Annotated in this window: 26 protein-coding genes; 8 read left to right on the forward strand and 18 right to left on the reverse strand. The window is 42.4% G+C overall.

Annotated features, from left to right (window positions below; genetic code table 11):
- Window positions 1-18 precede the first annotated feature (18 nt).
- From WCV65_RS13560 to WCV65_RS13575, 4 genes are all read right to left on the reverse strand, one after another.
- Entirely contained in the window at window positions 19-1311 is a 1293-nt protein-coding gene (locus WCV65_RS13560) for an MFS transporter (protein ID WP_035403900.1), read from the reverse strand.
- A 108-nt stretch (window positions 1312-1419) separates the two neighbouring features.
- On the reverse strand, window positions 1420-2028 hold the full coding sequence (locus WCV65_RS13565) for a superoxide dismutase (RefSeq protein ID WP_035403898.1): 609 nt from the start codon (window positions 2026-2028) through the stop codon (window positions 1420-1422).
- Between the two features lie 150 nt (window positions 2029-2178).
- Window positions 2179-2661 carry a DUF456 domain-containing protein gene (locus WCV65_RS13570; RefSeq protein WP_035403896.1) on the reverse strand — a complete coding sequence of 161 codons (483 nt, stop codon included), beginning with the start codon at window positions 2659-2661 and terminating at the stop codon, window positions 2179-2181.
- An 86-nt stretch (window positions 2662-2747) separates the two neighbouring features.
- On the reverse strand, window positions 2748-4379 hold the full coding sequence (locus tag WCV65_RS13575) for a Na/Pi cotransporter family protein (RefSeq protein WP_338777147.1): 1632 nt from the start codon (window positions 4377-4379) through the stop codon (window positions 2748-2750).
- 202 nt (window positions 4380-4581) lie between these two features.
- Here WCV65_RS13575 and WCV65_RS13580 point away from each other — a divergent pair, with 202 nt between their 5' ends.
- Window positions 4582-5364, forward strand: a complete 783-nt coding sequence (locus tag WCV65_RS13580; RefSeq protein ID WP_338777149.1) for a DUF1189 domain-containing protein — start codon at window positions 4582-4584, stop codon at window positions 5362-5364.
- 211 nt (window positions 5365-5575) lie between these two features.
- Here the strand turns inward: WCV65_RS13580 and WCV65_RS13585 are convergent, their stop codons facing one another.
- Window positions 5576-6151: a TetR/AcrR family transcriptional regulator gene (locus WCV65_RS13585; RefSeq protein ID WP_035405106.1), complete on the reverse strand. Its 576-nt coding sequence runs from the start codon at window positions 6149-6151 to the stop codon at window positions 5576-5578.
- 291 nt (window positions 6152-6442) lie between these two features.
- Here WCV65_RS13585 and asnB point away from each other — a divergent pair, with 291 nt between their 5' ends.
- Window positions 6443-8269, forward strand: a complete 1827-nt coding sequence (asnB, locus tag WCV65_RS13590) for an asparagine synthase (glutamine-hydrolyzing) (RefSeq protein WP_338777151.1) — start codon at window positions 6443-6445, stop codon at window positions 8267-8269.
- 35 nt (window positions 8270-8304) lie between these two features.
- On the opposite strand, the gene WCV65_RS13595 is transcribed toward asnB, so the two are convergent.
- The gene (locus WCV65_RS13595; protein ID WP_338777153.1) at window positions 8305-10083 is read right to left on the reverse strand and encodes a methyl-accepting chemotaxis protein; all 1779 of its coding nucleotides are present in this window, start codon (window positions 10081-10083) and stop codon (window positions 8305-8307) included.
- A 239-nt stretch (window positions 10084-10322) separates the two neighbouring features.
- Here WCV65_RS13595 and WCV65_RS13600 point away from each other — a divergent pair, with 239 nt between their 5' ends.
- A complete protein-coding gene (locus WCV65_RS13600) occupies window positions 10323-10637 on the forward strand; it encodes a hypothetical protein (protein WP_338777156.1) in 315 nt (104 codons plus the stop codon).
- Between the two features lie 107 nt (window positions 10638-10744).
- Window positions 10745-11857, forward strand: a complete 1113-nt coding sequence (gene ispG, locus WCV65_RS13605; protein WP_035405109.1) for a flavodoxin-dependent (E)-4-hydroxy-3-methylbut-2-enyl-diphosphate synthase — start codon at window positions 10745-10747, stop codon at window positions 11855-11857.
- A 202-nt stretch (window positions 11858-12059) separates the two neighbouring features.
- Here the strand turns inward: ispG and WCV65_RS13610 are convergent, their stop codons facing one another.
- On the reverse strand, window positions 12060-12374 hold the full coding sequence (locus WCV65_RS13610; RefSeq protein ID WP_231889897.1) for a DUF308 domain-containing protein: 315 nt from the start codon (window positions 12372-12374) through the stop codon (window positions 12060-12062).
- A gap of 217 nt (window positions 12375-12591) precedes the next feature.
- Between WCV65_RS13610 and WCV65_RS13615 the strand changes: the two genes are divergently transcribed.
- Complete coding sequence (locus tag WCV65_RS13615) at window positions 12592-13170, forward strand: nucleotidase (RefSeq protein WP_035405359.1); 579 nt, start codon at window positions 12592-12594, stop codon at window positions 13168-13170.
- A 233-nt stretch (window positions 13171-13403) separates the two neighbouring features.
- On the opposite strand, the gene WCV65_RS13620 is transcribed toward WCV65_RS13615, so the two are convergent.
- The 4 genes from WCV65_RS13620 to WCV65_RS13635 all read right to left on the reverse strand — a co-directional run bounded on the left by WCV65_RS13620 (window position 13404) and on the right by WCV65_RS13635 (window position 16451).
- Window positions 13404-13814, reverse strand: coding sequence for a Fur family transcriptional regulator (locus WCV65_RS13620; protein ID WP_035405111.1), 411 nt, complete (start codon window positions 13812-13814; stop codon window positions 13404-13406).
- A complete protein-coding gene (locus tag WCV65_RS13625) occupies window positions 13811-14653 on the reverse strand; it encodes a metal ABC transporter permease (RefSeq protein WP_338777159.1) in 843 nt (280 codons plus the stop codon). The genes WCV65_RS13620 and WCV65_RS13625 overlap by 4 nt, the downstream gene beginning before the upstream one ends.
- Entirely contained in the window at window positions 14646-15425 is a 780-nt protein-coding gene (locus tag WCV65_RS13630) for a metal ABC transporter ATP-binding protein (protein ID WP_035405113.1), read from the reverse strand. The genes WCV65_RS13625 and WCV65_RS13630 overlap by 8 nt, the downstream gene beginning before the upstream one ends.
- Window positions 15426-15569: 144 nt before the next feature.
- Window positions 15570-16451, reverse strand: coding sequence for a YitT family protein (locus WCV65_RS13635; RefSeq protein ID WP_035405361.1), 882 nt, complete (start codon window positions 16449-16451; stop codon window positions 15570-15572).
- Window positions 16452-16611: 160 nt separating this feature from the next.
- Between WCV65_RS13635 and WCV65_RS13640 the strand changes: the two genes are divergently transcribed.
- Window positions 16612-16866, forward strand: coding sequence for a DUF2624 domain-containing protein (locus tag WCV65_RS13640; RefSeq protein ID WP_035405115.1), 255 nt, complete (start codon window positions 16612-16614; stop codon window positions 16864-16866).
- A 139-nt stretch (window positions 16867-17005) separates the two neighbouring features.
- Here the strand turns inward: WCV65_RS13640 and WCV65_RS13645 are convergent, their stop codons facing one another.
- Together WCV65_RS13645 and WCV65_RS13650 are read right to left on the reverse strand one after the other, a co-directional pair.
- Window positions 17006-17899: a deoxyribonuclease IV gene (locus tag WCV65_RS13645; RefSeq protein ID WP_338777164.1), complete on the reverse strand. Its 894-nt coding sequence runs from the start codon at window positions 17897-17899 to the stop codon at window positions 17006-17008.
- A 12-nt stretch (window positions 17900-17911) separates the two neighbouring features.
- Window positions 17912-19216 (reverse strand): DEAD/DEAH box helicase, encoded by a 1305-nt coding sequence (locus WCV65_RS13650; protein ID WP_035405119.1) that lies wholly within the window; start codon window positions 19214-19216, stop codon window positions 17912-17914.
- A 199-nt stretch (window positions 19217-19415) separates the two neighbouring features.
- On the opposite strand from WCV65_RS13650, the gene vrrA reads away from it, so the two are divergent.
- The gene (gene vrrA, locus WCV65_RS13655) at window positions 19416-20144 is read left to right on the forward strand and encodes a VrrA/YqfQ family protein (RefSeq protein WP_338777166.1); all 729 of its coding nucleotides are present in this window, start codon (window positions 19416-19418) and stop codon (window positions 20142-20144) included.
- A 114-nt stretch (window positions 20145-20258) separates the two neighbouring features.
- On the forward strand, window positions 20259-21203 hold the full coding sequence (locus WCV65_RS13660; RefSeq protein WP_338777167.1) for a 4-hydroxy-3-methylbut-2-enyl diphosphate reductase: 945 nt from the start codon (window positions 20259-20261) through the stop codon (window positions 21201-21203).
- A 47-nt stretch (window positions 21204-21250) separates the two neighbouring features.
- On the opposite strand, the gene WCV65_RS13665 is transcribed toward WCV65_RS13660, so the two are convergent.
- The 5 genes from WCV65_RS13665 to WCV65_RS13685 all read right to left on the reverse strand — a co-directional run bounded on the left by WCV65_RS13665 (window position 21251) and on the right by WCV65_RS13685 (window position 25557).
- A complete protein-coding gene (locus WCV65_RS13665) occupies window positions 21251-22372 on the reverse strand; it encodes a Nif3-like dinuclear metal center hexameric protein (protein ID WP_338777169.1) in 1122 nt (373 codons plus the stop codon).
- On the reverse strand, window positions 22369-23079 hold the full coding sequence (locus WCV65_RS13670; RefSeq protein WP_035405365.1) for a tRNA (adenine(22)-N(1))-methyltransferase TrmK: 711 nt from the start codon (window positions 23077-23079) through the stop codon (window positions 22369-22371). The genes WCV65_RS13665 and WCV65_RS13670 overlap by 4 nt, the downstream gene beginning before the upstream one ends.
- A gap of 111 nt (window positions 23080-23190) precedes the next feature.
- A complete protein-coding gene (cccA, locus tag WCV65_RS13675; RefSeq protein ID WP_035405122.1) occupies window positions 23191-23550 on the reverse strand; it encodes a cytochrome c550 in 360 nt (119 codons plus the stop codon).
- 137 nt (window positions 23551-23687) lie between these two features.
- On the reverse strand, window positions 23688-24827 hold the full coding sequence (locus WCV65_RS13680; RefSeq protein WP_338777173.1) for an acyl-CoA dehydrogenase family protein: 1140 nt from the start codon (window positions 24825-24827) through the stop codon (window positions 23688-23690).
- A 214-nt stretch (window positions 24828-25041) separates the two neighbouring features.
- Window positions 25042-25557 carry a hypothetical protein gene (locus WCV65_RS13685; protein ID WP_338777175.1) on the reverse strand — a complete coding sequence of 172 codons (516 nt, stop codon included), beginning with the start codon at window positions 25555-25557 and terminating at the stop codon, window positions 25042-25044.
- Between the last annotated feature and the right edge of the window lie 76 nt (window positions 25558-25633).

The following is a 25633-nucleotide window of genomic DNA, read 5'->3' on the forward strand; positions in this document are numbered from 1 at the left end:
GAATTGTAAGGAATACAGTTAAGTTCCGTTTTCTCCATCCATTAAATTGGATTCTGCAGCAAGAATTTCTCCATCTTCCTTATTAATGGTTTCAGCAGGCTCATGCAGATGAATTCTCCTCACAAACAGGTAAATGAGAGCGTGTCCTGCTCCAATGACCGCCAAATACACAGGAAGTGACTTCTGAACATCAAAAAGCATGACAACTGCAATAAACCCTGCTATCGAAACAACCCGTCCTGCATTTAAAAACAGCTCTCTGATTACCATATACTCCACTCTGGCACCAGCCGCGTTCCATGCTCTCCCAATTACATCATAGGTAAGCGATACATACGGGACGAGCAGCATAGGATAGGCAATCGCAATACAAACTGCATAAATCAGCAGGTTTTGATAAGACATGTTAAAAAGAATCAGGAAGATGGAGAAATAAAGCAGCAGGCCCCCTGCCAATATGGCTTTTTTTCGGATTTTTTTCGTGATCACTCTCGATGCTGCATAGTAAGCGATAAAAGCAACCGCTGAGTTAATCATTCCAAACGTACCTAAAGCCAGTTCACTTCCGGTGGTGATAAAAACGAACACCCCTATCACAAAAATAAATGTACCTTCCCGCAACCCTTGAAAGAAGTGCGCAATCGTAATCAGCTTCCAGTTCGGATTATTTTTCCTTTCAAGATAGACTTCTTTTATCAGGTATTGTCCGTGAGATGGTCTTCTCTTTATAAGAAGACTCATTCCTACTGCACAGGCAAATAAAATTAAGGAAATCGCGAAAATGATTTTATAGCCGCTATTACCGGCAAATAAGGAAATAACCAGTCCTGCCGCAATGGGCCCCACCATTCCTGCTGAGGAGGTTAAAATCCCTAAAAATCCGTTAAAAAAATCCCTTGTTTCAGGTTCGGTTATTTCAAAAGTCAGTACATTAAAGGCAAGCCAGTAAAATCCATACCCAATTCCAAGAAGGGCTCCCATTAATACTAAAAATTGATTGGCATGGCTTCCTATGATGAGCACAAGGATATAAAAGATGGAAAGAAAAAGGACACCAAGCCGAAGTACGATCACACGATCGATTTTCTTGGCCCACCGTCCAGCTAATATAAATGTGAGCGGCTGCATAATGACAATTGTTAAATTGTATATACCAAGGTCAGCAAATTCACCCGTCTGTTTCCAAAGGAATACATTTACGAAGGAGTTGGACAGCGCAATACTTAGGGAATATAGACCGCCAATCGTTAACAGCATCAACAGGTCTTTATTGATTTCGATATTACCGATGAGTTTTTGCAATTTAGGCATAGCAAAACTTCCTTTCTGTCTCGTACTAGTGTGGCACGAAGAAAGGGAGTTATGTATTTAAAATCAATGCAAAAAAAAGAAGCAGGAAACATCCTGCTTCAGTAAAACTTATTTTGCAGCTTCGTAGCGTTTTGAAACCTCATCCCAGTTTACAACATTCCAGAAAGAGCTGATATAATCGGGACGGCGGTTTTGATAATTTAAGTAGTAAGCATGTTCCCAAACATCAAGTCCAAGCACAGGCGTTTTGCCTTCCATGATTGGAGAATCCTGGTTTGGCGTGCTTGTCACTTCAAGTTCGCCATTGTTTACAACAAGCCAAGCCCAGCCGGACCCGAAACGTGTTGTTGCAGCCTTTGCAAATTCTTCTTTAAATGCGTCAAATCCGCCAAATTTGCTGCTGATTGCGTCAGCAAGAGCGCCGGCTGGCTCTCCGCCTCCGTTTGGAGAAAGGATTTGCCAGAAGAATGAATGGTTTGAGTGACCGCCGCCATTGTTGCGTACAGCCGTTCTTTTTTCTTCAGGAACTGCATCCAGGTTGGAGATTAGTTCGTCAATGCTTTTACCTGCAAGGTCTTCATGTCCTTCAAGTGCAGCATTCACGTTTGTTACATACGTATTATGATGTTTCGTGTGATGAATGTTCATTGTTTCCTTGTCGATATGAGGCTCCAATGCATCATAAGCGTAAGGCAATTGCGGAAGTTCGTAAGCCATTTAAAATCTCCTCCTTAATAAATTATGTATTCCAGCAAAAGGACCAAGCCTTATGCTTTCTGGAATCAGCGTACCAAATTTAATCAAATGTTTCAATGAATATGATTGGCTTTTGGCACCGTTATCATTTCCATGAGTTAAGGAATGATTTTACAGAACGACAAATAGGAAGTAACCGATCATGATCAGCTGAATGACGCTTTTGGCAAATACGCCTGATATAAATCCAATAAGTGAACCAATTCCGACTTTTACAGAGGTAGTAAAGTCTTTTTTGTGCACAATCAGTTCTGCTATCACCGCTCCAATGAATGGACCAATCAGAATTCCCGCAATCGGAATCGCAAAAGGTCCGACAAGAAGTCCAATCGTACTTCCCCAAATTGCTGCCTTGCTCCCTCCAACTTTTTTAATGCCAATCAAGTTGGTTACATAATCTGCAGCGAACAGCACTGCAACAAAAATCCCTTCGACAATCCAGAATGTGTAGCCGAATTCATCAAATCCGTAGAACAATCCATAAAGCAGGAAGCCCCCGACAATGAACACGACGCTTGGAATGATTGGGTAAATCAGTCCTGCGAAAGCAATAACAAATGCTGCAATGATTAATGCCCAATATAAAAAGTCCATTCTTTTTATCCTCCATTATAAAAATAAGAGCAAACGCACACTGTGCCCTTGCTTTCATTATATCTTAAACGGATTATTATTAACCTTTATTTCCGGTAACCTAAAACAGCTTCCGCAACATTTACACAGTGATCGCCAATTCGCTCCAGATTACTCACGATATCTACATAAACCATTCCTGCCTGTGCCGAGCATTCTCCATTATTCATTCTAATGATATGCTTTTTCCTGAGTGTCCTCTCCATCCGGTCAATCCGGTCTTCCGCCTCAAGAACTCGGTTGGCAAGTCCAATATCACGGTCATCAAGAGATTGAACGGCATGTTCAAGCGTTTTAACGGTAAGATCGAACATTTCCTCCAGGTATTTGATCGCTTCATCCGTTATTTTCACTTTATTCGATAGCTTATAATCCACTAATTCAATGATATTTTCGAAATGATCTCCCACCCGCTCAATATCCCTGACTGTGTCAATTAGAACAGAGTGTTCAGCCGACTCATTCTCATCCATTTCATTGCGTGATATAAGGATTAAATAGTCCGTAATTTTGCGGTCAAGATTGTTGATCACTTCTTCAAACTGGATTGCAGATTGTGCATGCTTCTGCTGATTGGTTTTTAAATAGCTGTTCGCTTCTTTTAGCCCCTGAACGGAGAAGCGTCCCATCCTCAGCACTTCTTCTTTTGCCTGTCCAAGTGCAATGGAAGATGATTGTTCTATAAATAAAGGATCCAAATGCTTAGTCCGGTATTCAATAGACGGATCTTCACCTGGAATAATTTTTGATGCCGCCCAGGCAAGGGCGCCGATAAATGGAAGCTGAATAAGTGCATTTGTTACATTAAAGGTACCATGGGCAAAAGCAATCGTCATAGCCGGACTTAAATTGAGATTTGTTTCCAGAGATTCAATAAAAACGGTGTACAATGGCAATACAATTAAAAAGATTGAAGTTCCTGCCAAGTTAAAAATGACATGAGCCATTGCTGCCCTTCTTGCAGCCAATGAAGCACCGATTGATGCGAGTACTGCCGTAATCGTTGTGCCAATATTATCTCCGAACATGACAGGAAGCGTTCCATGCAAATTAATAAGATTCTGCCCGTATAACTCCTGAAGAATACCGATTGTCGCACTTGAACTTTGTACAATACCTGTCAGGATCGTTCCTGCTAAAACGCCAAGGAGCGGATTAGAGCTTAGCCCTACAGTTAAATCCTGAAACAGAGACAGAGTACCAAGCGGCTTCATACCATTCCCCATTAATTCTAAACCGAAAAAAAGAGCCCCAAAACCAAATACGACCTGTCCGGCATAATGTACCTTTTTATTTTTTATGAAATACAAAAGGATGGCCCCTGCAGCTAGTATCGGAAGCGAATATTCCGATACGTTGAAACCAATTATGAAGGCTGTTACGGTGGTGCCGATATTTGCTCCCATAATGACTCCAACGGCTTGCCGTAAATTCATAAACCCCGCACTGACCAGACCGACGGCAATGACCGTTGTACCGCTGCTTGATTGAATGAAAACGGTAACTGCCATTCCAGCAAGAACTGCCATAACAGGGTTGGTTGTAACCCGGTCGAGCATATCTCGCAGCCGGTTACCCGCGAAACGCTGCAATCCCTCTCCCATATATTTTATTCCAAATAAAAAGATCCCCAGTCCCCCCACAAATTCAAAAATCACTCGTTGGAGATCTAATTCCATCCGTATTTCCCTCCAGCTTTCTCTCTTTATTACGTTAATCAAGTCAATTATTAATGAATTGTGTATTTATTGTAAAGCTTTTTCGGTAAAAAGACGCATATTTTTACAAACATGGATTTTTTCATTCAGCAGGACGAAACTTGTTTATGCAGCTGCCCAAGAGTAAAATAAAATAGGATTGAATGATAAAGGAAGTGAACGCATGAACCTATTCAAACAGCTAGCAAAAAGTCTTTACTCTCCGAAAGATATTGCTTCGTTCCGGTTTCAGGGAATTGGAAAAACGATTCTTTATGTCTTCGTATTGAGTCTCGCGGCCATCGTGCCTGCTTCGATTTTTTTGGGCCTTACAATCAGCAGCAGCATCACGGCTGCCCAGCAGACCATTCAAAGCGATCTTCCAAGCTTCGCAATTAAAAATGGAGAACTCACGGCCGACACGGATAAACCTCTTGAAATAAAGGATGGAGAACTATTCATTGTGCTGGACCCAACCGGATCGTTCACCTCTAAGGAACTTGAACTAAAACAGAATGCAGTTGGAATCCTTCAAAAGGAATTCGTTCTTGTTTCCAACGGTACTGCCCAGTCTATACCCTATAATAGTGCCGGCGACTTCAGCATTACAAAGGATCAGATTGTCAATTTTGCAGATCAAACCGGACAGCTAAAGCCCGTTATCATTGGTGCTGCCATCGTTCTGCTTTATCTAATCTCTTCTTTTTCTAAGTTTGTAGAAGTGACGATTCTGGCTTTATTAGGGCTTATGATCCGCAGCATGCTGAAGAAAAAAGTGAATTACAAGCAATCCTGGGTTATGTCTGCTTATTCCGTTACTCTTGCAACGCTATTTCTAACCATCATGAATGCTGTACAGGCAGCGGTACCGAGCCAGGGCCTTGTCATATGGTTCGTTCATCTGGTAATGCTTTATCTATCAATAAAAGAGGTTCCTTCAAAGAAAGAACCAGCAGTCATCGTTTAATTAAAAAAACGGCCAAGCGTGCATTTGCTTCGGCCGTTTTTTAGTTCAAGGCTCTGTTAAAGCCTGATGTAGATTATTAACACCTGTTGATTGGAGTGGAAGGCGCGAGACTCCGTGCTGAGAGCAGCAGGACAAGTGAGACCCCGCAGGCGCACGCCCCGCTGGTCGCTGAGCGCCTGCTAACTGCTATCAACAGCCAGTTTAACAGAGCTTAGTTCAAAGGATCAATTTCTCTTCTAAGCATATGCCGGAGCAGCTGTTTTAAATGCAAATCGCTTTGCTCGGTTTTCTCATAATCAAGCTCGTAGGCGAAAATCATCCGAACGAGCATAAAAGCAGTTAGCGGAAGAGGAACATGTGCATAATATCCTTGCTCCTGTCCTTCTCTTATCAATTTGCAAATAAGCTGGACCGATTCTTCCTCACCGCTTGTAAAGCACTTTTCAATTTCTGGAATCCGGTATTCCTTATATTCTTCAAATAAGGAAGAAACAAAAGAATCATGATGAATCTCTGCACTTAAGTACCTTAAAATTTTGCGCAGCTTTACAAGAATATCCTTTTCTGTCCTGTAGGCTTTAAAAGCTTCTGAACGGGTCTTCCTAATGTGACGCATATAGCAATCAAGGAGAATCTCATTTTTATCATTGTAATAATAATAGATCGTACCCTTCCCGATTCCTGCCTCTCCGGCAATTTTACTTAACGTAGTTCCCCTGAAGCCAAGGCTTGAGAAAAGCCGTGTTGCTGATTGAATAATTTTCTCTTTTTTCCCTAAGTCCTTCATTTACCGCACCCTTATGATAAAAGTCATGTGTGTTTCTCCATTATTGCCAATTATGGCAGAACAGTCAAATGCACAGTCTTGTCCCGCTCACTTGTCCATATTGGAAGTTTTTAACGAAGAGGAGGGACTTCTTTCGCTTTTTTGTCAGAAAGGTTGCCAATCTATTCTGAAGGTTCTAACATATAAATATGACCAAATTCATCATTTGGTCGAATTTTTACTCTTATTTCGACCAATATAGATTTTTGGTCGAAAAAATCCAGATTAACTTTATGAAAGAAGGTCTTGAGAATGTGCGGAATTGCAGGCTGGGCTGATTGGTCCAAAGATTTAACAGGTGAAAAAGACATTATTCAAAGTATGACAAAGGCAATCACTCACAGAGGACCGGACGCAGATGGATTCTGGTACTCCGACCATGCCGTCCTTGGACACCAAAGACTCATTGTCATCGACCCTGAGGGCGGACTTCAGCCAATGATCTATGAAGACACGAATCAGAAAATTGCTCTTGTCTATAACGGTGAGCTATATAATTACATTGAACTTCGTGAAGAATTGGAGAATAAGGGACATCGGTTTAAAACAAAATCTGACACAGAGGTTCTCATTCACGCTTATATAGAATGGAAAGAGGATTGCGTCCAGCACTTTAACGGGATTTTTGCCTTCGGAATTTGGGATGATCATCTAAAAAAGCTAATGCTCGCCCGTGATCATCTTGGAGTTAAACCTCTTTATTTTGCAGAACGCGGCCAATCCATTATTTTTGGTTCCGAATTAAAGGTTCTCCTGAAACATCCTTTAGTGGAAGCTGAAGTGACAGCTGAAGGGTTATCCGAGGTATTCGCATTAGGTCCCATGAGGACTCCGGGTAATGGAATTTTTAAAGATGTAAAAGAAATACGTGCGGGTCATTATTCGGTCTTTACGGCTTATGGGCAAAAATCGGTCCGGTATTGGAACTTGAAAAGCGAGTCACATCGCGATGATGAGACTGCAACAGCCGAAAAAATAAAAGGACTGCTTGAGGATACCGTTAAACACCAGCTTATTGCTGACAGACCCGTTGTCTCCATGCTTTCAGGCGGCCTTGACTCCAGCGGCTTGACGGCAATCGCGGGGCAAGAATACAGAAGCAGAAATAAGGTTCTTCATACGTATTCGATTGATTTCGTTAACAACGATCAGGATTTTAAAGAGGATTTTCTTAGACGTGATAAAGATGAGCCCTGGGTAAAAAGAGTAGCCGAGCACGTTGGTACTGAGCATCATTCAATCGTTTTTGATGCTCAAAAGCTAGTAGACAATCTTCTTGTTCCAATGAGGGCAAGAGATCTTCCTGGAGTTGGTGAGATTGAAACCTCTCTCTACCTGCTTTTTGAAGAAATGAAAAAGGACGCGACTGTTGCCCTTTCTGGTGAATCCGCCGACGAAGTTTTCTCAGGGTATCCATGGTTTCACCAGGAAGAGTATTTGAATGGCGGACAATTCCCATGGCTTGTAAATCTGGGATATTTCACTGATATTTTATCCGATGAGGCAAGATTGAAACTGCAGCCTGAGGCTTACCGCCAAAAACGTTTTAAAGAGGCTGTTAACGAAGTTGCATTCCTCGAGGGCGAAAGCGAACTGGAAGCGAAGCAGCGGCAAATGTCCTATCTCTTTATCACTCGTTTTCTGCCATTTATGCTGGATCGAAAAGACCGTGCAAGTATGATGACCGGCTTTGAAGTGAGGGTCCCCTTTTGTGATTACCGGCTGGTTGAATACTTATGGAACGTTCCATTTGAATTAAAAAGCATAGATGGGATTGAAAAAGGAATTCTTCGCCGAGCATTTAAGGATTACTTGCCGGATGACGTCCGCAACCGCAAAAAAAGTGCCTATCCAAGTACGAAGGATGACGCTTATCTCAAAGGCATCAGCAGCTGGATGACACAAATACTTGAGGATGAAGACGCCCCGATCCTTCCGCTAATCAATCAGGATCGGGTACGTGCCATCTCAAGAGGAGAAGATCAGGAAATACAAGGGGATAAAGCACGTGCCATCCTGGATTATCTTGTACAAATTAACGAATGGCTGAAAGAATACAAAATCAAAATCAGCCTTTAATACAAAAGGTGTTCCGGATTTCGGAACACCTTTTCTTATTTTGCCAGTTTAAACTTGCTTGTCAGGCTTGAAAGCTCATTAGACAAACTGGTCAATTTGTTTCCAATCTCATGAGTGTGATTAATTTGAATCATCTGCTCTTCGGAAGAGGCAAGCATTTGTTCCGCACTTGCTAGTGTCTCCTGGGAAACCGAAACGAAATTTTCAGTTGACTGCTCCATCAAAGGCATACTCTCCTGAAGAGAGTGCATATTGCTGTTCATCTCTTTAAGTTTCGCATTCACACTTTTCATTTCTTCCATTAGATGATCAAAGGAATACCTTGATTCTTCTGCTGCTGTTAAATGTGATTTCAGGCTGCTGTGGAGCTCTCCAAATTCATCCGTTGCTTTAATTGAAATATTCTCCATTTTCTGGACAGAGCCTTTTATTTCTTCTGCTGCTTTTGAGGACTGCTCGGCCAGTTTTCTGACTTCATTTGCCACGACTGCGAAACCTTTACCTGATTCCCCCGCCCTTGCTGCCTCGATTGCAGCATTCAGTGCAAGCAATTTTGTCTGCTCTGAAACGGATTGAATTAAGCTGACAACTTTTGAAATAGAGCTGGAGTGGTTTTTTACCCCTCGTATCGTTTCATTCATTTTCTCGAATTCCAGTCCGAACTCATGAATTTCGCTGATCAAACCTGATATTTTTTTCTCACCCTTGTCCGCTGACACATTCATTCCATCCGCACTTTTAAACAGGTATTCCATGCTTGTTAATGCCGTTCCAATTTCTTTCTTCATCTGATTGAACGCAGCCACGCTTGTTTCTGAGGTGGCAGCTGTCTGTTCTGCTCCCATTTTTACTACTTTGATGGCCTCCACAAGCTGTTCATTCTGATCCAGTACATCTGCTGAAGACTCAGTCAGTTCAGAGCCTGTATGCGATAAGTCCAGCGTAGTTGAATTCATATTCGATATCATCGTTCGCATTTGAGCAATCATTTGATTAAAGCTTGCCACAAGCGATCTGATTTCAGGAATATTGGTTTTTATATTTGTTCCTGCATCAAGGCTTCCCTCTCTTACCTGTTTCATAACAAGTCTTAACTGGGATAGAGGCTTCGTCAGTCCTCTTACAAAAAATACAATCAGCAGAGTAGCAATTAAAATGCTGATTGCTACTGTCCATGCAGTAAAATTCGCCAAGGAATAGATTGGAGCCAGATAACTCTCTGTCTCAACAGCGATAATCAGAATGCCTTTTAGCTCCTGGATTTCTTTTATGGATAAAGTGTAGTCTTTCCCATTGATTTTTTTATGAACAATGGTCTGCTTTTCGTTTTTTGCAAGGTCTCCTAATTCTTGATACTTAAGCTCTTCCCCGGTTCCTTCAAGCATCGTTACCTGCTGATCTTTCAGAAGATAAAAGTCTGCGTTCAGGCCATCCTGAATCAGCTGGCTGGATTGATTAGGCAAAACTGTTTTATTAAATCGCTTGCTGAAACCTTCTTCGTCCCCTATATATGCGAACATCAGATTACCGGCTATTTCATTTGTTGTATTTACTTCCCGCTCTAGACGGTTCTCGATAATCGATATGGTCGTTTCTTTCGCCTTTTGATAAGAAGTGATACCAACTACTAATACAGAGGTAACAAGTATAAATAGAACAAGTGCGATGATCCGTGTCTGAAGGCTAAAGCCATTTTTGATTCCGCCGAAATTTTTGCCGAAGCTGGAGGCTGTTTTCATCCAACGTTCCGATGACTGTTTTAAAGCAAGAAAAAATTGCCTACCCGGAAACCTTCTTAGCCATATTTGTTTCATAAATGGAAAATTCTCCTTTTAAAGTACATATTGTGAAATGTAATTAAATTATCCCAAAGATATGTTAAGGAAGTGTAAATTTCACATTAATTTTTGCGAATTTTTGTCGAAAATTAGTTCTTTTATCATATATTATCTCCATTATTTTTCTTTATTTTAGGCATTTTGAATCCACCAGTTATGATTTCAGTTGGACAAGCATAGTATGAATTATGCCTAAAATGAAGGAAGGTCAGCCGATGAAAAGACTCATTCTGCTGTGCTCGATTGCACTGCTCACATATATTATTTACTATGATTTAAGCAGGGGGACTCTTCCGAGAGCGGAGGAGGAGAACATAATGGCTGTATCACAGCCTGTAAAGAAGGAGACGTTTAAACAGCTTAGCGTTAAAAAAGGGGAATCCGTCCTTATCATCATCAATAAGGTCAACAGCCATTCCATTCCTGTCCCCCTGGAAACTGCAGCCGAGGATTTTGAAAAACTCAATCCCGGGACAAAAGCGAACCGAATTCTAACCGGACACTCCTATAAATTCCCTGTTTATGAGTAGCCGATTTGTCTATTTCCTTGTCAATACTGCTAAATGACTGATACAATGTGATAGGAAAAGGTATCAATCTGGTTACCAAACCTATATGAATAAGGAGCGATCCACTCGTGGGTGAAATTACACATCGTACAAAAACTCGTCCTGTCAAAGTCGGTAATTTAACGATTGGCGGAAGCAACGAGCTTATTATACAAAGCATGACCACAACTAAGACACACGACGTTGAAGCAACGGTTGCAGAAATTAACCGTCTTGAAGAAGCTGGCTGCCAAGTCGTCCGGGTTGCATGTCCGGATGAGCGCGCTGCAGACGCAATTTCCGAAATCAAAAAGCGGATAAACATTCCACTTGTCGTTGATATTCATTTTGACTATAAACTGGCTCTTAAAGCCATTGAAGGCGGAGCAGATAAAATCCGGATTAATCCCGGAAACATCGGCCGCAAAGAAAAAGTAGAAGCTGTTGTTAATGCAGCAAAAGCAAAAGGCATTCCGATCCGTATTGGTGTAAATGCAGGATCTCTCGAAAAACGCATTTTGGAAAAGTACGGCTATCCGACTGCAGATGGAATGGTCGAAAGCGCACTGCATCACATTAAGATATTGGAAGATCTCGATTTTCACGATATTATCGTATCGATGAAAGCTTCTGATGTAAATCTTGCGATAGAAGCTTATGAGAAAGCTTCCAGAGCATTTGACTACCCCCTTCATCTTGGAATTACTGAATCAGGCACCCTGTTTGCAGGCACTGTAAAAAGTGCCGCCGGTTTAGGAGCCATCCTCCGTATGGGAATTGGAAATACCCTGCGCATCTCGTTAAGCGCGGATCCTGTTGAAGAAGTCAAAGTAGCAAGAGAGCTTCTAAAATCATTCGGACTTGCTTCAAATGCGGCAACGCTGATTTCATGTCCTACGTGCGGACGGATTGAAATTGACCTGATCAGTATCGCAAATGAAGTAGAGGAATACATTTCCACAATTAAAGCTCCGATTAAAGTAGCTGTGCTCGGGTGTGCTGTAAATGGCCCTGGCGAAGCACGGGAAGCCGATATCGGGATTGCCGGAGCGCGCAAAGAAGGATTACTATTCATGAAAGGGCAAATTGTTCGTAAAGTCCCTGAAGAAATCATGGTAGAAGAACTGAAAAAAGAAATCGATAAATTAGCGGAAGCTCATTACGCAAAGGAAGCAGCGGAAAAAGCGGAAGTTCAAGGCTAATCAAGAATAGCTTCAGCGGCTCGTTCACCCTTCGGCCACTGGAGCTGGACAAGTCAGAAATTTATACACACTTATGATATAAAAAAACGGGCACTTCCCTATGGGAATGCCCGTTTTTCTTATTGCCTGTGTTAAAGCATGGTGTTGATTTTTTAACACCTGCTAGCTGCAATCAACAGCCAAGTTTAACAGAGCTTTCTTATTAAAAGAATGGTGTTACAAACAGTCCCAGAATCACGGAAACTGCTCCAATTCCTATTGCCCAGGCTCCAAGGGTTTTAGCACCCTTTCTTCTCGCCACAAATCCAACAATTATTCCCACTGCTCCTAAGATAACGGGAAGAAGGAAAAGTGAAATAACGGAAAGAGCGATAGCTATATACCCGGTGGATCTGCCTTCAACAGCCCCATGACGGTCATCATCTGCCACCCGTTCCTCTTCACGGTATGAACCAATCGGAGGTGCGATTTCTGCAGCAGATTCTTCTCTATATTCACGGTGCTTTTCAATTTCCATTAGTTCATCACGGTTATTCAGACCATTAACCTGATCTGAGTTCGTCATGTTGCCGTGATCTTCAAAGTGTCTTTCGTCTGCCATTCCTTTCCCCTCACTTTCAGATATAAGGAGCATCCTTAGTATGCAGAAGGCGGTCCATAATTATGCCTTTATCCATTCTTTTTCTGCACTGCTTTGTGATACACTTGGAAAAGATCAAAAAAGGAGTGTCGGCATGCTGCGTTTAGGGATTGATATTGACGGGACCATTACACCGCCAGAAACCTTTGTTCCATATTTAAACAAATCATTTAAAAAGCAAATAACCCTTGATGACATAAAGGATTATGACTTGACGAAAGCTCTTGAAGTCAGCTACGAAGAATTGGGTCAATGGATGGCGGAATTTGAACCGATTATCTATGGAGAGGCTCCGGTTTCAAAAGGGGCAAAGGAAATTCTCGGTAAATGGAAAGAGAAGCATGATTTAATATTTATCAGTGCCAGAGGCCATCATCTCTATGATACGACCTTGAACTGGTTTGAAAAGAATGAGGTTTCGTTCCATAATATCGACTTAGTTGGTTCACATGACAAGCTTGAGGCCGTTAAGAAACACCGGATCGATGTGTTTTTTGAGGATAAGCATGATAATGCCTGTATGATTAGCGAGGAATTTAACATTCCAGTCATCCTTTTCAACACTCCATACAATCAGGATCCCGTTCCGGAGCAAGTCGTGCGTGTGAACAGCTGGTTTGAGGCAGAGGAATGGCTGGATCGCCGGGTACTTGAGCTAAAAGAGAATCGGTAATCGGTGATAAGAAATAGCGGTAATCTAAAAATCCTGCTAAGAGGAAACGATTGAAATTGAAATCCCCGGAATGCTGTGTAAGCATTCCGGGGATTTGTTTTTCCAAAAATATTAAGGGATAGGCTAATTGCAGCGGAAGAAGCGAGAATTAAGCGTGAGCAGTCAAAACAACTCCAATTAAAAGCGCAAGGAGATTTGAAACTCACTTACTGGACAGCTCCATTTTTTGTTTGTTAAATACAATCAGGGCAGGTCCCATATATCTCAAATTTATGGCCGCTCACATCATAACCTTCAAGGTCATCTTTTAATTTATCCATTGGACATGAATGAAGTTCTTTCGTTTTCCCGCAGTCCATACAGATAAAATGGTGATGATGATGGGCATGGTTGCACGTGAACCTGAATTGTTTCTCACCGGATAGTTCAGTGGTCTCCAGAATGCCCAGTTCAGCGAATAAGGATAAATTCCGGTATATTGTATCAAAGCTGAGACCGGGGTAGTTGGATTTCATGCTTTCAAGAACATCCCGGGCGGTTTGATATTTATTGCAGTCTGCAAAGAAGGAAAGCATTTCTTCCCTCTTGTTTGTATATTTGTAGCCTGAATCTTTAAGCATTTGGAGCGCTTGCTCAATATTCATTGTACATGTCCCCTTTTGAACTTGCTAACAATAATAGAAAGCACCAAAATGATGATATTCAATACCACAATCGTACCGCCTGGAGCGAGGTCGGCTTGATAGGCAGCGATTAACCCTATAATAACAGACAGCTCGCCGAAAATAACAGATAAAAACATGGCTTGCTTAAACCCTTTGGCGATACGAATGCTCGCTGCAACCGGCAAGGTCATTAATGATGAAACAAGCAGGATACCAACAATCCTCATGGATGCGGCAATGACTAAGGCAACGGTCAGAATAAAAATAAAATGAATCCACTTTGCCTGAATACCTGATGCAGTCGCATGTTCTTCATCAAATGAGAGAACGAAAAGCTCTTTATACAAAAGCCCGATGATAAGTAAAACAAAAATGGAAATGCCAACTACAATCATCAAATCCGACCGTGTAACGGCCAGCACACTTCCAAATAAATAATTCATTAAATCTTTGTTAAATCCGTCCGCCAGTGATATAAAGATGGCACCAATTCCGATACCGCCGGATAAGATGATTGGAATTGCAAGCTCCTGGTAGTGCTTATAAAGACCGCGGAGCCTCTCAATTAATAAAGAGCCGGTAACGGAGAAGGCCATTCCCATATAGATTGGGTTCGCTCCTGCTAAAATCCCCCATTTCTTTTCAAGGAAAAGGCTGACCGCAATCCCCGCCAATGTTACGTGACTCAGGGCATCCGCAATAAGCGAAAGACGCCTGACGACAATGTATACACCAAGAAGAGGAGCAATAAGCCCAATGAGAAGGCCTGAGAAAAAGGCATTTTGCAAAAATTCAAATTCAAAAAACGGACTAATCATGATGATGCCCCTCCCCGTGATGATCATGGGTTAACACATGAACTGGATGCCCATAGTAATCTGAAAGTGAGTGTCCGTTTAATTGATCGAATTCTTCAGGAGATCCGTGGAAGTGAAGTGTTTTATTCAAACATGCTACCTGTGTTACCTTATCTGAAATGGTTCCTACATCATGAGTGACCAAAATCAGTGTAATCCCAAGCCGGCCGTTTAAATCCTTCAGCATACGATAAAAGCTCTGAACAGAAGCTGAATCCACTCCCACCGTCGGTTCATCTAGTATGAGCAGCTTCGGATCACTGACAAGAGCCCTGGCAATAAACGTCCTTTGCTGCTGGCCGCCTGAAAGCTCCCCAATATTTCTTCTGGAGAATTCACTAAGCCCTACTGCATCTATGGCCTCTTTTACTTTCACACGATCTGCTGCTTTCATATATCGGAACAGTCCAAGCTTGCTTGTAAGGCCGCTCGCTACCACTTCAAAAACAGAAGCTGGAAAACCGGTATTAAAGCTGTTCGCTTTTTGAGATACAAATCCAATATCGTGCCAATTCTTAAATTTTTTCAAATCCTCTCCAAAGAGCCGGATGGATCCGCTTTGAGGCCTGAGCAGGCCAAGCAAACATTTGAGAAGAGTGGTTTTTCCTGAACCGTTCGGACCTACAAGCCCGATGAACGCTCCCTCTTCCACCGTTAAATTAATATCATCAAGAACTCTAGTCCGATCATATGAGTAGGATAAATGGGTAATTTCAATAACAGGATGATTCATCCTTTTCACCTCTTGCTTTGCAATAATTAAAGTAAGAACGATTACGATTTACTTTACAAAAATAAAATGGCAGCTATTGTGCATGCCATTTTATATAACTATGAAAGTATACATGCCTTCCCTGCGTTTGTAAAGAAAATCAAATTAGTGGATGGCTGATTTAAATCGCGCTCCATGAGTTTCCTGTGTGTTCATGATGGTGATAAACGCATTTTCATCAATTTCATGAATAATGGACTTCAGTTTTGTTACTTCCAGCCTTGTGACCACGGCATAAATGACTTCTGTATCTTCGTCTGAATATCCGCCTTTTCCCTTTAGCTTAGTCGTTCCGCGGCCAAGTCTGTGCAGAATTGCATCTGACACCTCTTCGAACTGCTCAGTCACGATTATAACGGCCTTAGTCTCATCAAGTCCCTGTATGACCGTATCAATCGTTTTGAACGCTATATAATACGTCATCACTGAATACATGGCCTGCTCAGGTCCAAATACAAATGCTGCCCATCCAAAAATGAAAATATTGATGAACATAACAAATTCTCCTACAGATACAGGAAGGCGTTTCGTCATTAAAATACCAAGTATTTCTGTTCCGTCCAGCGTTCCGCCATTACGGATCACCAATCCCACTCCGAGGCCTAAAATCAGCCCACCAAAAACGGTAGCGAGAATTGGCTCAGTAGTGAATGGTTCTGCATGATGAAGGGATTGCTCAATAATGGCCAAAGCAACGACCCCGAAAATAGAAGAAATCATGAAGGTTTTCCCGATGTGTTTGTAGCCGGAATACATAAAAGGAAGATTCAGCACAACGACTAGTGTACCAAAACTAATGAAAGCTAGTCCTGCGGGAGTAATGTGGTCAAGAATTAGAGATATACCTATAATTCCGCCATCAATGATGTTATTGGGGATTAGAAAAAGCTCAAGTGCAGCAGCTGCCAGACCCGCTCCGATGATGATCATGATAAATCGATAGATTGTTCTTCCTAATTTTTCTTTGCGATGCTGTCTTTTTTCCATAGCCCTCTCCTTTTTCTGCTTATTTTTATACATGAAATACGCTTAAGCCCATATGTATATGATATCCCTCTTCATTAAAGAGGATGGAAGCGGCAAGGCCTCATCCTTCCGCACAACTTAGGCATGAATCCATAGATTGTGGAGAGAGGAGGGTTTAATTTTGATTTTATTTCAAAAAATAATTAATCAAAAGGTTAATTCCATAACCGCCGATGAACTGCTTCAGCTGGCTAAGCAAAATCAGCTATCCATCAGTCCAGCTCAGGCAGCTCAAATAGTTAAAGTGATCAAAGGAAAAAATGTGAACATCTTCAATGAAAACGAGAGAAGAAAACTTCTTGCCAGCATTTCTGCGATCACATCCCCCGCAACGGCACAGCAGGTGGACCTGCTGTTCAAGCAGTTTGTTAAATAGCTTATGTAAGTTGGATTCGGGCTATTACGGGTTTTCTTCATTTACAAAAAATACAGAAAGGCTGTCTTTAGGAGACAGCCTTCTGTTTGTTTACCCTGAATGAACGGGAAGCAAATCTCCCTGGGACGGGAGTTTCCCATTATTGACTGACGATTTTATCTAGTACCCCTTCATCAAATTCTTTAGATCGAAACATCTCAATCTCAAATTTGTAAGGCGGTTTTTTATTTTTCTTATCTTCCCCTACATAAGGAGTTTCCAATATTTTTGGCACATCTGCTAGAGAAGGATGATGCACGATGTTTAGAAGCGCATCAAAGCCAATATGTCCGAAACCAATGTTTTCATGGCGGTCTTTTCTGGCACCAATCGGGTTTTTGCTATCATTTACATGAAGAACTTTTAGTCGATCAAGCCCGATGATCCGGTCAAATTCCTCTAATACCCCATCAAAATTATTAATCAGGTCATAACCGGCGTCATGTGTATGGCAAGTATCAAAGCAGACAGATAAATGTTCATTGTAATGAACCCCATTCATAATCCGTGCGAGCTCTTCAAAGTTTGAACCAATTTCAGAGCCTTTTCCAGCCATCGTCTCCAGGGCAATTTGAACAGGCTGATCCTTGAGAAGCACTTCATTCAGCCCCTCAACGATTTTCCTAATGCCCTCTTCTGTTCCTGCCCCAACATGTGCACCTGGATGGAGAACAATCTGTTTTGCCCCGAGTGCGGCTGTCCGCTCAATTTCGGACCGCAAAAAGTTTACCCCAAGCTCAAATGTGTCCGGATTAACAGAATTCCCGATATTAATAATATAAGGAGCATGAACAATGATGTTGTCCATTCCATTTTCCTTCATATGAGCCTGTCCGGCCTCGATATTCAAATCTTCAATTTTTTTGCGTCTCGTGTTTTGAGGGGCACCTGTATAAATCATAAAGGTGTTTGCTCCGTAAGATGCTGCTTCCTGGCTCGCTGCCAGCAGCATATGCTTCCCGCTCATCGAGACGTGGGAGCCGATTCTAAGCATGCAAATCCCCTCCTATTTCTCTCTTCTCTTAATTCGGCGCTGCTTCTTCTTAATTTTATCCATTTCCCATTTCATGTGTCTTTTGTAGCCAGGCTTAACTTTTTTAGGCTTACGAATACCATGCTTCGCACGCTCATCAACTTCTCTATCTGTTTTCGGACGATTTTTTCTGCGATGGCGATCATCTGCATCCTTAAATTCTGAACCTTCAAGATCTTTGTATGCAAATGAGATACCCATTTTTTCAAGCTTCGCTAATGCATCTTCATCAGAAGTTTCGTAAATGGTTACAGCCAGTCCCGAATACCCTGCACGTGCTGTACGTCCTACACGGTGAATGTAAAAGTCCAAATCCTGAGGAAGCTCATAGTTGATGATATGGCTGACGCCCTCAATATCTATTCCACGTGCTGCAAGATCTGTTGCTACAACGTATTGATATTCCAGATCATTGACCTGTTTCATTACCTTTTTCCGTTCACGCGGAGGAAGTCCTCCATGAATCCGGCCAACTTTAAGACCTTTTGCAGCAAGCTCATCAGCTACAGCATCGGCCATTTTTTTCGTATTCGTAAAAACAATTGCAAGATATGGATTGTATGCAAGAAGCATATCATGCACAAGTTTCGTTTTATTGCGGTGTCTGAGCGGTAATAGCACATGCTCAATCTTTTCTGCCGCAGCCTGCTTGGGGGCAACATGCGTGAATTTAGGATTGGCCATGTATTTTTTCAAAAACGGCTTCAATTTTTCTGGAATGGTGGCAGAAAAAACGAGCATTTGAAGCTGTTCCGGCATTCCGCTAGCAATACGATCCACGTCCTCAAGAAAGCCCATATCCAAGATCATGTCGGCTTCATCGACGACAAATGATTTCGTATTATTAACATGAAGGGCGTTTACTTTCAGCAAATCATGCAATCTTCCTGGTGTTCCAATGACAATTTGAGGCTGCTGCTTCAGCTTATCAATGGAGCGCTGCTTGTCAGTTCCTCCAGTGAAGCACCTTGCCTGAATTTCCTGATCATGGTGGCTGATCAGCTTAAGGACTTCTTTGTATATTTGGTTTGCCAATTCCCTTGTCGGTGAAGTAATGACCACTTGTACGGATTGGGAAGCAGGATCCAGGTTATTTAATAACGGAAGCAAGTATGCATGGGTTTTTCCTGTCCCTGTCTGAGACTGGCCGATCACACTTTCCCCTTTAAGTATCGAAGGAATAATTCTCTCCTGTATTTCAGTAGGCTTCTCAAAGCCCAATTCTTTCACTGCGTCTATTAGAAACGGTTTAAGCTTTAATCGTTCAAATCTCTCCATAGTTGTATAAAACTCCCTTAATAATTTGCCTTCCTGTCTTATAGACGTTCCGTATCTGGACAGGTTTAACCATTTTCACATTATATACGAAAACAGGGCAAAACACCAACCTTGCAAAGTCTTTTCCAGTGAAAAGAAAAACCTTTTACCCGCTTATGCATACTCTGTAGTAGGTAACAGGATAGAAAGGAGTAAGACTATGTTTCCACAAAGACCTATGCCGCCCGGCGGCACACAGGGAAGAGGATTCATGCCGGGACCATTTTCAGGCGGAGGACCGTTTGCTGGCCGTGGCGGACCCCCTATTCCTGGAAATCGTCCATTTACAGGGCCGGCACCAGGAGCAAGAGGCATTTTTCAAGGAGGTAATTTCGGAGGATTTGGCGGTCCACAAGGATTTGGCGGCGGTCAGGGCTTTGGGGGCAGCCAAGGGTTTGGCGGGTTTGGAGGCTTCGGAGGACAGGTTCCAGGGGCCCAGCAGGCAGCTGGCGCAGGCAGCGGTGGAATTAGAGGCTTACTATCACGCTTTATCCCTTCAGCAGGCGGTGCCGGAAATATTGCAGGGGCTGCCCAGCAGGGAATCTCAGGTCTTGCCAATCCGTCCAATATAACGGGGATGCTTGGTAATGTTCAAAAGGTCCTCGGTATGGCTCAGCAAGTAACACCAATGGTCCAGCAATACGGTCCATTAGTCAGAAATCTCCCGGCAATGATTAAGATTTTCAGTCAAATGAACAGTGATGATGAGGATGACAGCAGCTCTTCTTCGGAAGAACAGCCAGAAAAAAAAGCTGAAAGCAAAACAGCCGTTAAGAAAAAAACAGAGCCATTATCCAATGAAGCTGATTATAGCTTAGAGAAACAAGACGAATTGTCTGAAGAGCCTTCAGCCAGAAAAGGCACGTCAAAACCTAGACTTTATGTATAAGAGTTTTGTATTCTTCCGCCCATTTCGCTATAATAATGTCAGGTAATGAGAAAAAAGGCCGGTTACCGGCTTTTTTCATTTTCGTTTCCTGATCATCCTTTAGGAGGAAGATACATGGATGTAATTAAGATTGCTCCCCGCGGATATTGCTATGGCGTTGTGGATGCGATGGTCATTGCGAAAAACGCGGCAATGGACAAAACCCTGCCAAGACCGATCTACATTTTGGGTATGATCGTTCATAATAAACATGTTACCGATGCTTTTGAAGAAGAAGGAATTATCACTCTGGACGGGACTAACCGTCTTGAAATCATGCAAAAAGTGGATAAAGGAACGGTTATTTTCACAGCGCATGGCGTCTCTCCGGAAGTCAGACGCATTGCCGAAGAAAAAGGCCTTGTGAGCATTGATGCTACATGTCCGGATGTAACGAGAACCCACGACTTAATCCGGGATGTAAAAGCCAAGGGTTATGAGGTAATCTATATCGGCAAAAAAGGCCATCCTGAACCAGAGGGTGCCGTTGGAGTGGCTCCGGAAATTGTTCACTTGATTGAGACGGTAGAGGATGCAGACGCTCTTGAAATCAATTCCGATAAAATTATCGTAACGAATCAGACTACAATGAGCCAATGGGACGTATACGATATTATGGAAAAGGTAAAAGACAAATTTCCCCATGTTGAATTTCATCAGGAGATTTGCCTTGCCACCCAGGTGCGCCAGGAGGCTGTTGCAGAACAGGCAAAAGAAGCTGACTTGACAATTGTTGTGGGTGATCCGAAAAGCAACAATTCAAACAGGCTGGCTCAGGTTTCAGAGCAGATTGCCGGCACACCGGCTTATCGGATTTCCAACCTTTCCGAGCTGAAACTGGAATGGCTGAAGGGCGTTAAGACAGTTGCGATTACTGCCGGCGCCTCTACTCCGACGCCAATCACAAAGGAAGTTATTACTTTTCTTGAGAAATACGAGGACGATGAAAATAAGGTTTGGGATGTTGTTCATGCTGTACCATTGAACAAAATCCTGCCGAAAGTACGGGTAAAAAAATAAGAAAAAGGTGTACCGGCGGATTTGCAGGTACACCTTTTTGATTTCTATTAGATAAACGTAAATGGATCTGTATGAACGGCGGATGGAATAATACTGACCTCATATTTCTTCTCTTCACATAGCGAGAGCATCAGGTCTGTTACTCCCTGTTTCATGACCTTTTCCACGTTATGGCCTGGGTCAATCACATTAAGGCCCATCATCATGGCATCATGTGCCGTATGGTAGTAAAGGTCTCCCGTAACATAAACATCTGCTCCACTGAATTTTGCGTCATAAAGATATTTATTTCCGTCTCCGCCGAGTACAGCACATTTCTTTACTTTCGCGTCTAAATCTCCAACGACCCGAACCGTTTCAACATTCAGCGCTTTTTTCACTTGTTCAGTAAATTCCCTGAGCGTGATTTCTCCTTCAAGCTTGCCGATTCTTCCAAGACCCATCTCAATGCCTTTTTGATCCAGGGTATGGATATCATAGGCGGGTTCTTCATACGGATGTGCCTTCATCATGGCAGAGACTACTTTTTTCTCGAGGTTCTCAGGAAAAACCGTTTCTATCCTGAATTCATCCGCCTCTTCAAGCTTCCCTGCTTCTCCGATAAACGGGTTCGCCCCTTCCAAGGGTAAAAAGCTTCCTGTCCCTTGTGCTGCAAACGAACAGCGGGAGTATTTACCGATACTCCCTGCCCCTGCATCTCCGATGGCTGTTCTAACCTCATCTTTATGTGATGCAGGTACGAATACCGTTAATTTTTTAAGTTTTTCCTCGTAGGTGGGAGATAAAACTTTTGTATCCTGTAAATTTAGAGCCTGAGCCAGCAAGTCATTGACACCGCCCTCTGCAACATCCAAATTTGTATGAGCCGCGTAAATGGCAATATCGTGTTTTATACATTTTTCAAGCAGCTGCCCAGCCGGCTGATCGGTCCTCAAAGCTTTCAGCGGTCTGAAGATCGGCGGATGATGGGCGATGATTAAATCGACATTCTGGCTAATGGCTTCATCAACTACTTCATCCAGAACATCCAGTGCAATCATCACCTGTTTAACCGGCTTATTAAGAGTTCCAACCTGAAGACCAATCTTATCTCCTTCAACTGCATAGCGTTTAGGAGAAAAGCTTTCAAACAGCTCAATGACCTCATATCCGTTCGGGATTTTGCTCATTCCAATACCTCCGATGCCATGGTTATCAAAGTCTCCATTTCTTCCCGCCTGCTTGTAGATTCATCTGTTGTTTTTCCTTTAGCAATTTGAGCAGCGACACTTTCCCAGTGGCGTTTTTCATGACTCCATTTTTTAATAAATACTTCATTTTTCTCTTCCATCAGAAATGGGCCAAACAAAATGGCAGATTCCTGTTTTTTTCCGTTATAAGGATGGAGGGGGTCGCCTTTTTCTGCTACAAGGACCTCATAGATTTTCAGATCCTCTTCCAGAATTTCTTCATGGATAAGCTCCCATCCATTTTCAATCAGCCAAGTCCGTATAAAATTCGCGTTTACATTCGGCTGAAGGATAAGGCGCTCGGTCTGATCAAGCTTGCTCTTTCCTTCCTCGAGGATCTTGGCAATCAGTCCTCCGCCCATTCCTGCAATGGTCACACATGTGGCCTCAGATGGGCGCAATACAGAAAGCCCATCCCCCTTGCGCACATCGATCCGGCTTGTTAATCCAGTCCTCTCCACCTGTTTGACTGCGGACTGATAAGGACCCTCCACCACTTCGCCAGCTATCGCCTTTTGAACCTTTCCGTTTATGGCCGCAAAGCATGGCAAATATGCATGATCCGATCCAATATCGGCTAAAACCGCTCCAGATGGAATAAAGTTCGCAACCGTGTATAGTCTTTTTGATAATTTCAATTCATTCATGATGTCACCTTTGTCCATAATTTATGTATACCTTCCCCTATTTTAGGTGAAGTGCTTCTTCATGTCCAACAGGCAAAACAAAAAAACCCCTTTTAAGGGGTCTAAGGCGCATTATTTTAACTCTGAAACCCATTTTGCCATTTCATCGAGTTTCTTTTCATCTGGAACCAGATTAGCCGGCATTCCGCCGCCCCCGTTTTTAATTCTTTCTTTGATGGCATTTACATCCAAATCATTACCAGCGAGTTTTGGACCAACGCCGCCCTCATAGTTTTCTCCATGACAGGAAATACACTTTCCTTTATAAATTTCCTCAGGAGACAGTTTCGCAATATCCTCTTGTTTAGGCTTCTCTTTCTCTCCGCCAGCCATTTCTTTCCCGTCACCAATCCCTTTTACTGAAAAAAAGAGCATTAATCCTATACCGAAAAGAGCAATTAAGGCAAAAGGAATAAGCGGATTCCGTTTCATTTTTTCTCCTCCCAGACTTCGTCTCTCTCTATATGTATTATAGATGTAAACTTCCTTCATTTTACTTTATATTAGAGGGAAGGAAAAGAGAATTAGTCCAATTTCATCCAAAAAACCAGCTTTTCCCTAAATTCTTTTCAGCAGCCGATCTGTCTTGCAATAACCATTCTTTGAACTTCACTCGTTCCCTCGCCGATTTCAAGCAGCTTTGCATCACGCAAATACCTCTCAACATGGTAATCCTTCATATAGCCATAGCCGCCATGAATTTGGATGGCCTGATTGGTGACTTCAGAACAAATTTCAGAAGCGTAGAGCTTGCACATAGATGCTTCCTTTGTAAAAGCTTTACCCTGATCCTTAAGCCAGGCTGCTTTATATACCATCGTTCTGGCGAGCTCAATTTTCATGGCCATATCAGCGAGCTTAAATTGTATTGCCTGAAAAGCTGACAAGCTTCTGTTGAATTGCTTCCGTTCTTTAGCGTAATTCAGCGCTTTTTCAAATGCAGCCTGTGCAATTCCTACTCCCATTGCCCCAATCCCAATGCGGCCGCCATCCAATGTAATGAGGAATTGTTTAAATCCTCTGCCTCTCTCACCAAGCAGGTTTTCCTCAGGCACCGTGACATCCTCCAGAACCAATTCAGTCGTGTTTGAAGCGCTTAGCCCCATTTTTTCGTAATTGTCAATGACTGAAAACCCTTCGGCATCGGTTGGGACAATAATAGCGCTTATTTCCTTATGACTTCCGTCTCTCCCTGTTATAGCAGTTAGAGCTAAAAATTTCGCATAGGATGCATTGGTAATGAAGCATTTGCTTCCGTTAATTAAAAAGCTGCCATCCTTTAAGACCGCTTCAGTAGCTGTTCCGCCAGCATCTGAACCAGCGTTAGGCTCTGTTAGCCCAAAGGCTCCCAATGACTCCCCTGAGCAAATTTTCGAAAGATACTTTTGCTTTTGCTCGGTTGTTCCAAATAAATTGATGGGCGCTCCCCCAAGTGAAATATGTGCAGAGTATGTAATACCAGTCGAAGCGCAGGCTCTGCTCAATTCCTCCGTTACAATAGCAAAACTCACGGTATCTGCTCCAGCTCCCCCGAATTCTTCAGGGAAAGGTAGGCCCAGCATGCCCATATCTCCAAGCTTTTTAAATATCTGCTTTGGAAATTCCTTTGTTTTATCTCTTTCTTCAGCTCCCGGTGCTACTTCAGCATCCGAAAATTCCCTTATTGTCCGTTGAATCATTTTTTGTTCAGCCGTTAAATCAAAGTTCATCCAATCCCCCCTGAATGTTGAACACGCTTACATTATTATTATAAGAGGAAAGGAATATTTTCACAACTTTTTAAAAATTTAATATTTTTTCGCAAACTAACGTTCTTTCATTTTTATTATAAAAGCTGTTAAATTTGGCTGTTGACTGCAGTTAGCAGGCGTTCGCTTTCCACTCCAATCAACAAGTGTTTACAATCAATACCATGCTTTAATTTTAGAAAAGGAAAGAGCCAATTGAAAGCAAAATGCCTGCCAATCCAGCGATAAAAAAAGAACGCGTTTTAAAGCGAACAGCAAAAGTGATCCAGATGAAGCTATGTATAATGATGGCAATTGCGGAGGAAGGTCCTTTCGGCAGATGGGCTATGCCAATCCCTGTTAAACTAAGAAGCAATAGCAGCAGGAACAAGACCCCCATATAATAAAAAAACATCCTTTGGCCTCTGCTCATTTTCAATGCTGGAATCACACATATTACAAATCCTGTAAGAAGACTCATTTGCATTGGAGGATTCATTTCAGTAAAATAGACAAAAAGAGATACAGGAAGTAGCAGCAGAATGATATAAGCCATTAATAAAGCGGACCGCTTCTTTTTCGTTACCTGCTCCTCTTGCTTTCCGCCTGTGTATAAGGCTAGCAGAAAGTCACAATAGGTTTCCGGAAGCAGTTTGTTGATCTTCCAATGCTTTATTTCATCGACAATTATTTGTTTTCTTTCACTATTCATTGGTGCCATTCCCCATTTGTCATGTTATTCACCTTAAGGGTAAAGAAAAATTTCAGCTTTTTTCACCTGATAGGGA

This window comes from Metabacillus sp. FJAT-52054 (genome assembly GCF_037201815.1).
Taxonomy (GTDB): Bacteria; Bacillota; Bacilli; order Bacillales; family Bacillaceae; genus Metabacillus_B; species Metabacillus_B sediminis.

Coding starts and splice junctions, on each gene's coding strand:
- WCV65_RS13560 (WP_035403900.1), bottom strand. CDS start 1,311: ATGCCTAAATTGCAAAAACTCATCGGTAATATCGAAATCAATAAAGAC.
- WCV65_RS13565 (WP_035403898.1), bottom strand. CDS start 2,028: ATGGCTTACGAACTTCCGCAATTGCCTTACGCTTATGATGCATTGGAG.
- WCV65_RS13570 (WP_035403896.1), bottom strand. CDS start 2,661: ATGGACTTTTTATATTGGGCATTAATCATTGCAGCATTTGTTATTGCT.
- WCV65_RS13575 (WP_338777147.1), bottom strand. CDS start 4,379: ATGGAATTAGATCTCCAACGAGTGATTTTTGAATTTGTGGGGGGACTG.
- WCV65_RS13580 (WP_338777149.1), top strand. CDS start 4,582: ATGAACCTATTCAAACAGCTAGCAAAAAGTCTTTACTCTCCGAAAGAT.
- WCV65_RS13585 (WP_035405106.1), bottom strand. CDS start 6,151: ATGAAGGACTTAGGGAAAAAAGAGAAAATTATTCAATCAGCAACACGG.
- asnB (WP_338777151.1), top strand. CDS start 6,443: ATGTGCGGAATTGCAGGCTGGGCTGATTGGTCCAAAGATTTAACAGGT.
- WCV65_RS13595 (WP_338777153.1), bottom strand. CDS start 10,083: ATGAAACAAATATGGCTAAGAAGGTTTCCGGGTAGGCAATTTTTTCTT.
- WCV65_RS13600 (WP_338777156.1), top strand. CDS start 10,323: ATGAAAAGACTCATTCTGCTGTGCTCGATTGCACTGCTCACATATATT.
- WCV65_RS13610 (WP_231889897.1), bottom strand. CDS start 12,374: ATGGAAATTGAAAAGCACCGTGAATATAGAGAAGAATCTGCTGCAGAA.
- WCV65_RS13615 (WP_035405359.1), top strand. CDS start 12,592: ATGCTGCGTTTAGGGATTGATATTGACGGGACCATTACACCGCCAGAA.
- WCV65_RS13620 (WP_035405111.1), bottom strand. CDS start 13,814: ATGAATATTGAGCAAGCGCTCCAAATGCTTAAAGATTCAGGCTACAAA.
- WCV65_RS13625 (WP_338777159.1), bottom strand. CDS start 14,653: ATGATTAGTCCGTTTTTTGAATTTGAATTTTTGCAAAATGCCTTTTTC.
- WCV65_RS13630 (WP_035405113.1), bottom strand. CDS start 15,425: ATGAATCATCCTGTTATTGAAATTACCCATTTATCCTACTCATATGAT.
- WCV65_RS13635 (WP_035405361.1), bottom strand. CDS start 16,451: ATGGAAAAAAGACAGCATCGCAAAGAAAAATTAGGAAGAACAATCTAT.
- WCV65_RS13645 (WP_338777164.1), bottom strand. CDS start 17,899: ATGCTTAGAATCGGCTCCCACGTCTCGATGAGCGGGAAGCATATGCTG.
- WCV65_RS13650 (WP_035405119.1), bottom strand. CDS start 19,216: ATGGAGAGATTTGAACGATTAAAGCTTAAACCGTTTCTAATAGACGCA.
- vrrA (WP_338777166.1), top strand. CDS start 19,416: ATGTTTCCACAAAGACCTATGCCGCCCGGCGGCACACAGGGAAGAGGA.
- WCV65_RS13660 (WP_338777167.1), top strand. CDS start 20,259: ATGGATGTAATTAAGATTGCTCCCCGCGGATATTGCTATGGCGTTGTG.
- WCV65_RS13665 (WP_338777169.1), bottom strand. CDS start 22,372: ATGAGCAAAATCCCGAACGGATATGAGGTCATTGAGCTGTTTGAAAGC.
- WCV65_RS13670 (WP_035405365.1), bottom strand. CDS start 23,079: ATGAATGAATTGAAATTATCAAAAAGACTATACACGGTTGCGAACTTT.
- cccA (WP_035405122.1), bottom strand. CDS start 23,550: ATGAAACGGAATCCGCTTATTCCTTTTGCCTTAATTGCTCTTTTCGGT.
- WCV65_RS13680 (WP_338777173.1), bottom strand. CDS start 24,827: ATGAACTTTGATTTAACGGCTGAACAAAAAATGATTCAACGGACAATA.
- WCV65_RS13685 (WP_338777175.1), bottom strand. CDS start 25,557: ATGAATAGTGAAAGAAAACAAATAATTGTCGATGAAATAAAGCATTGG.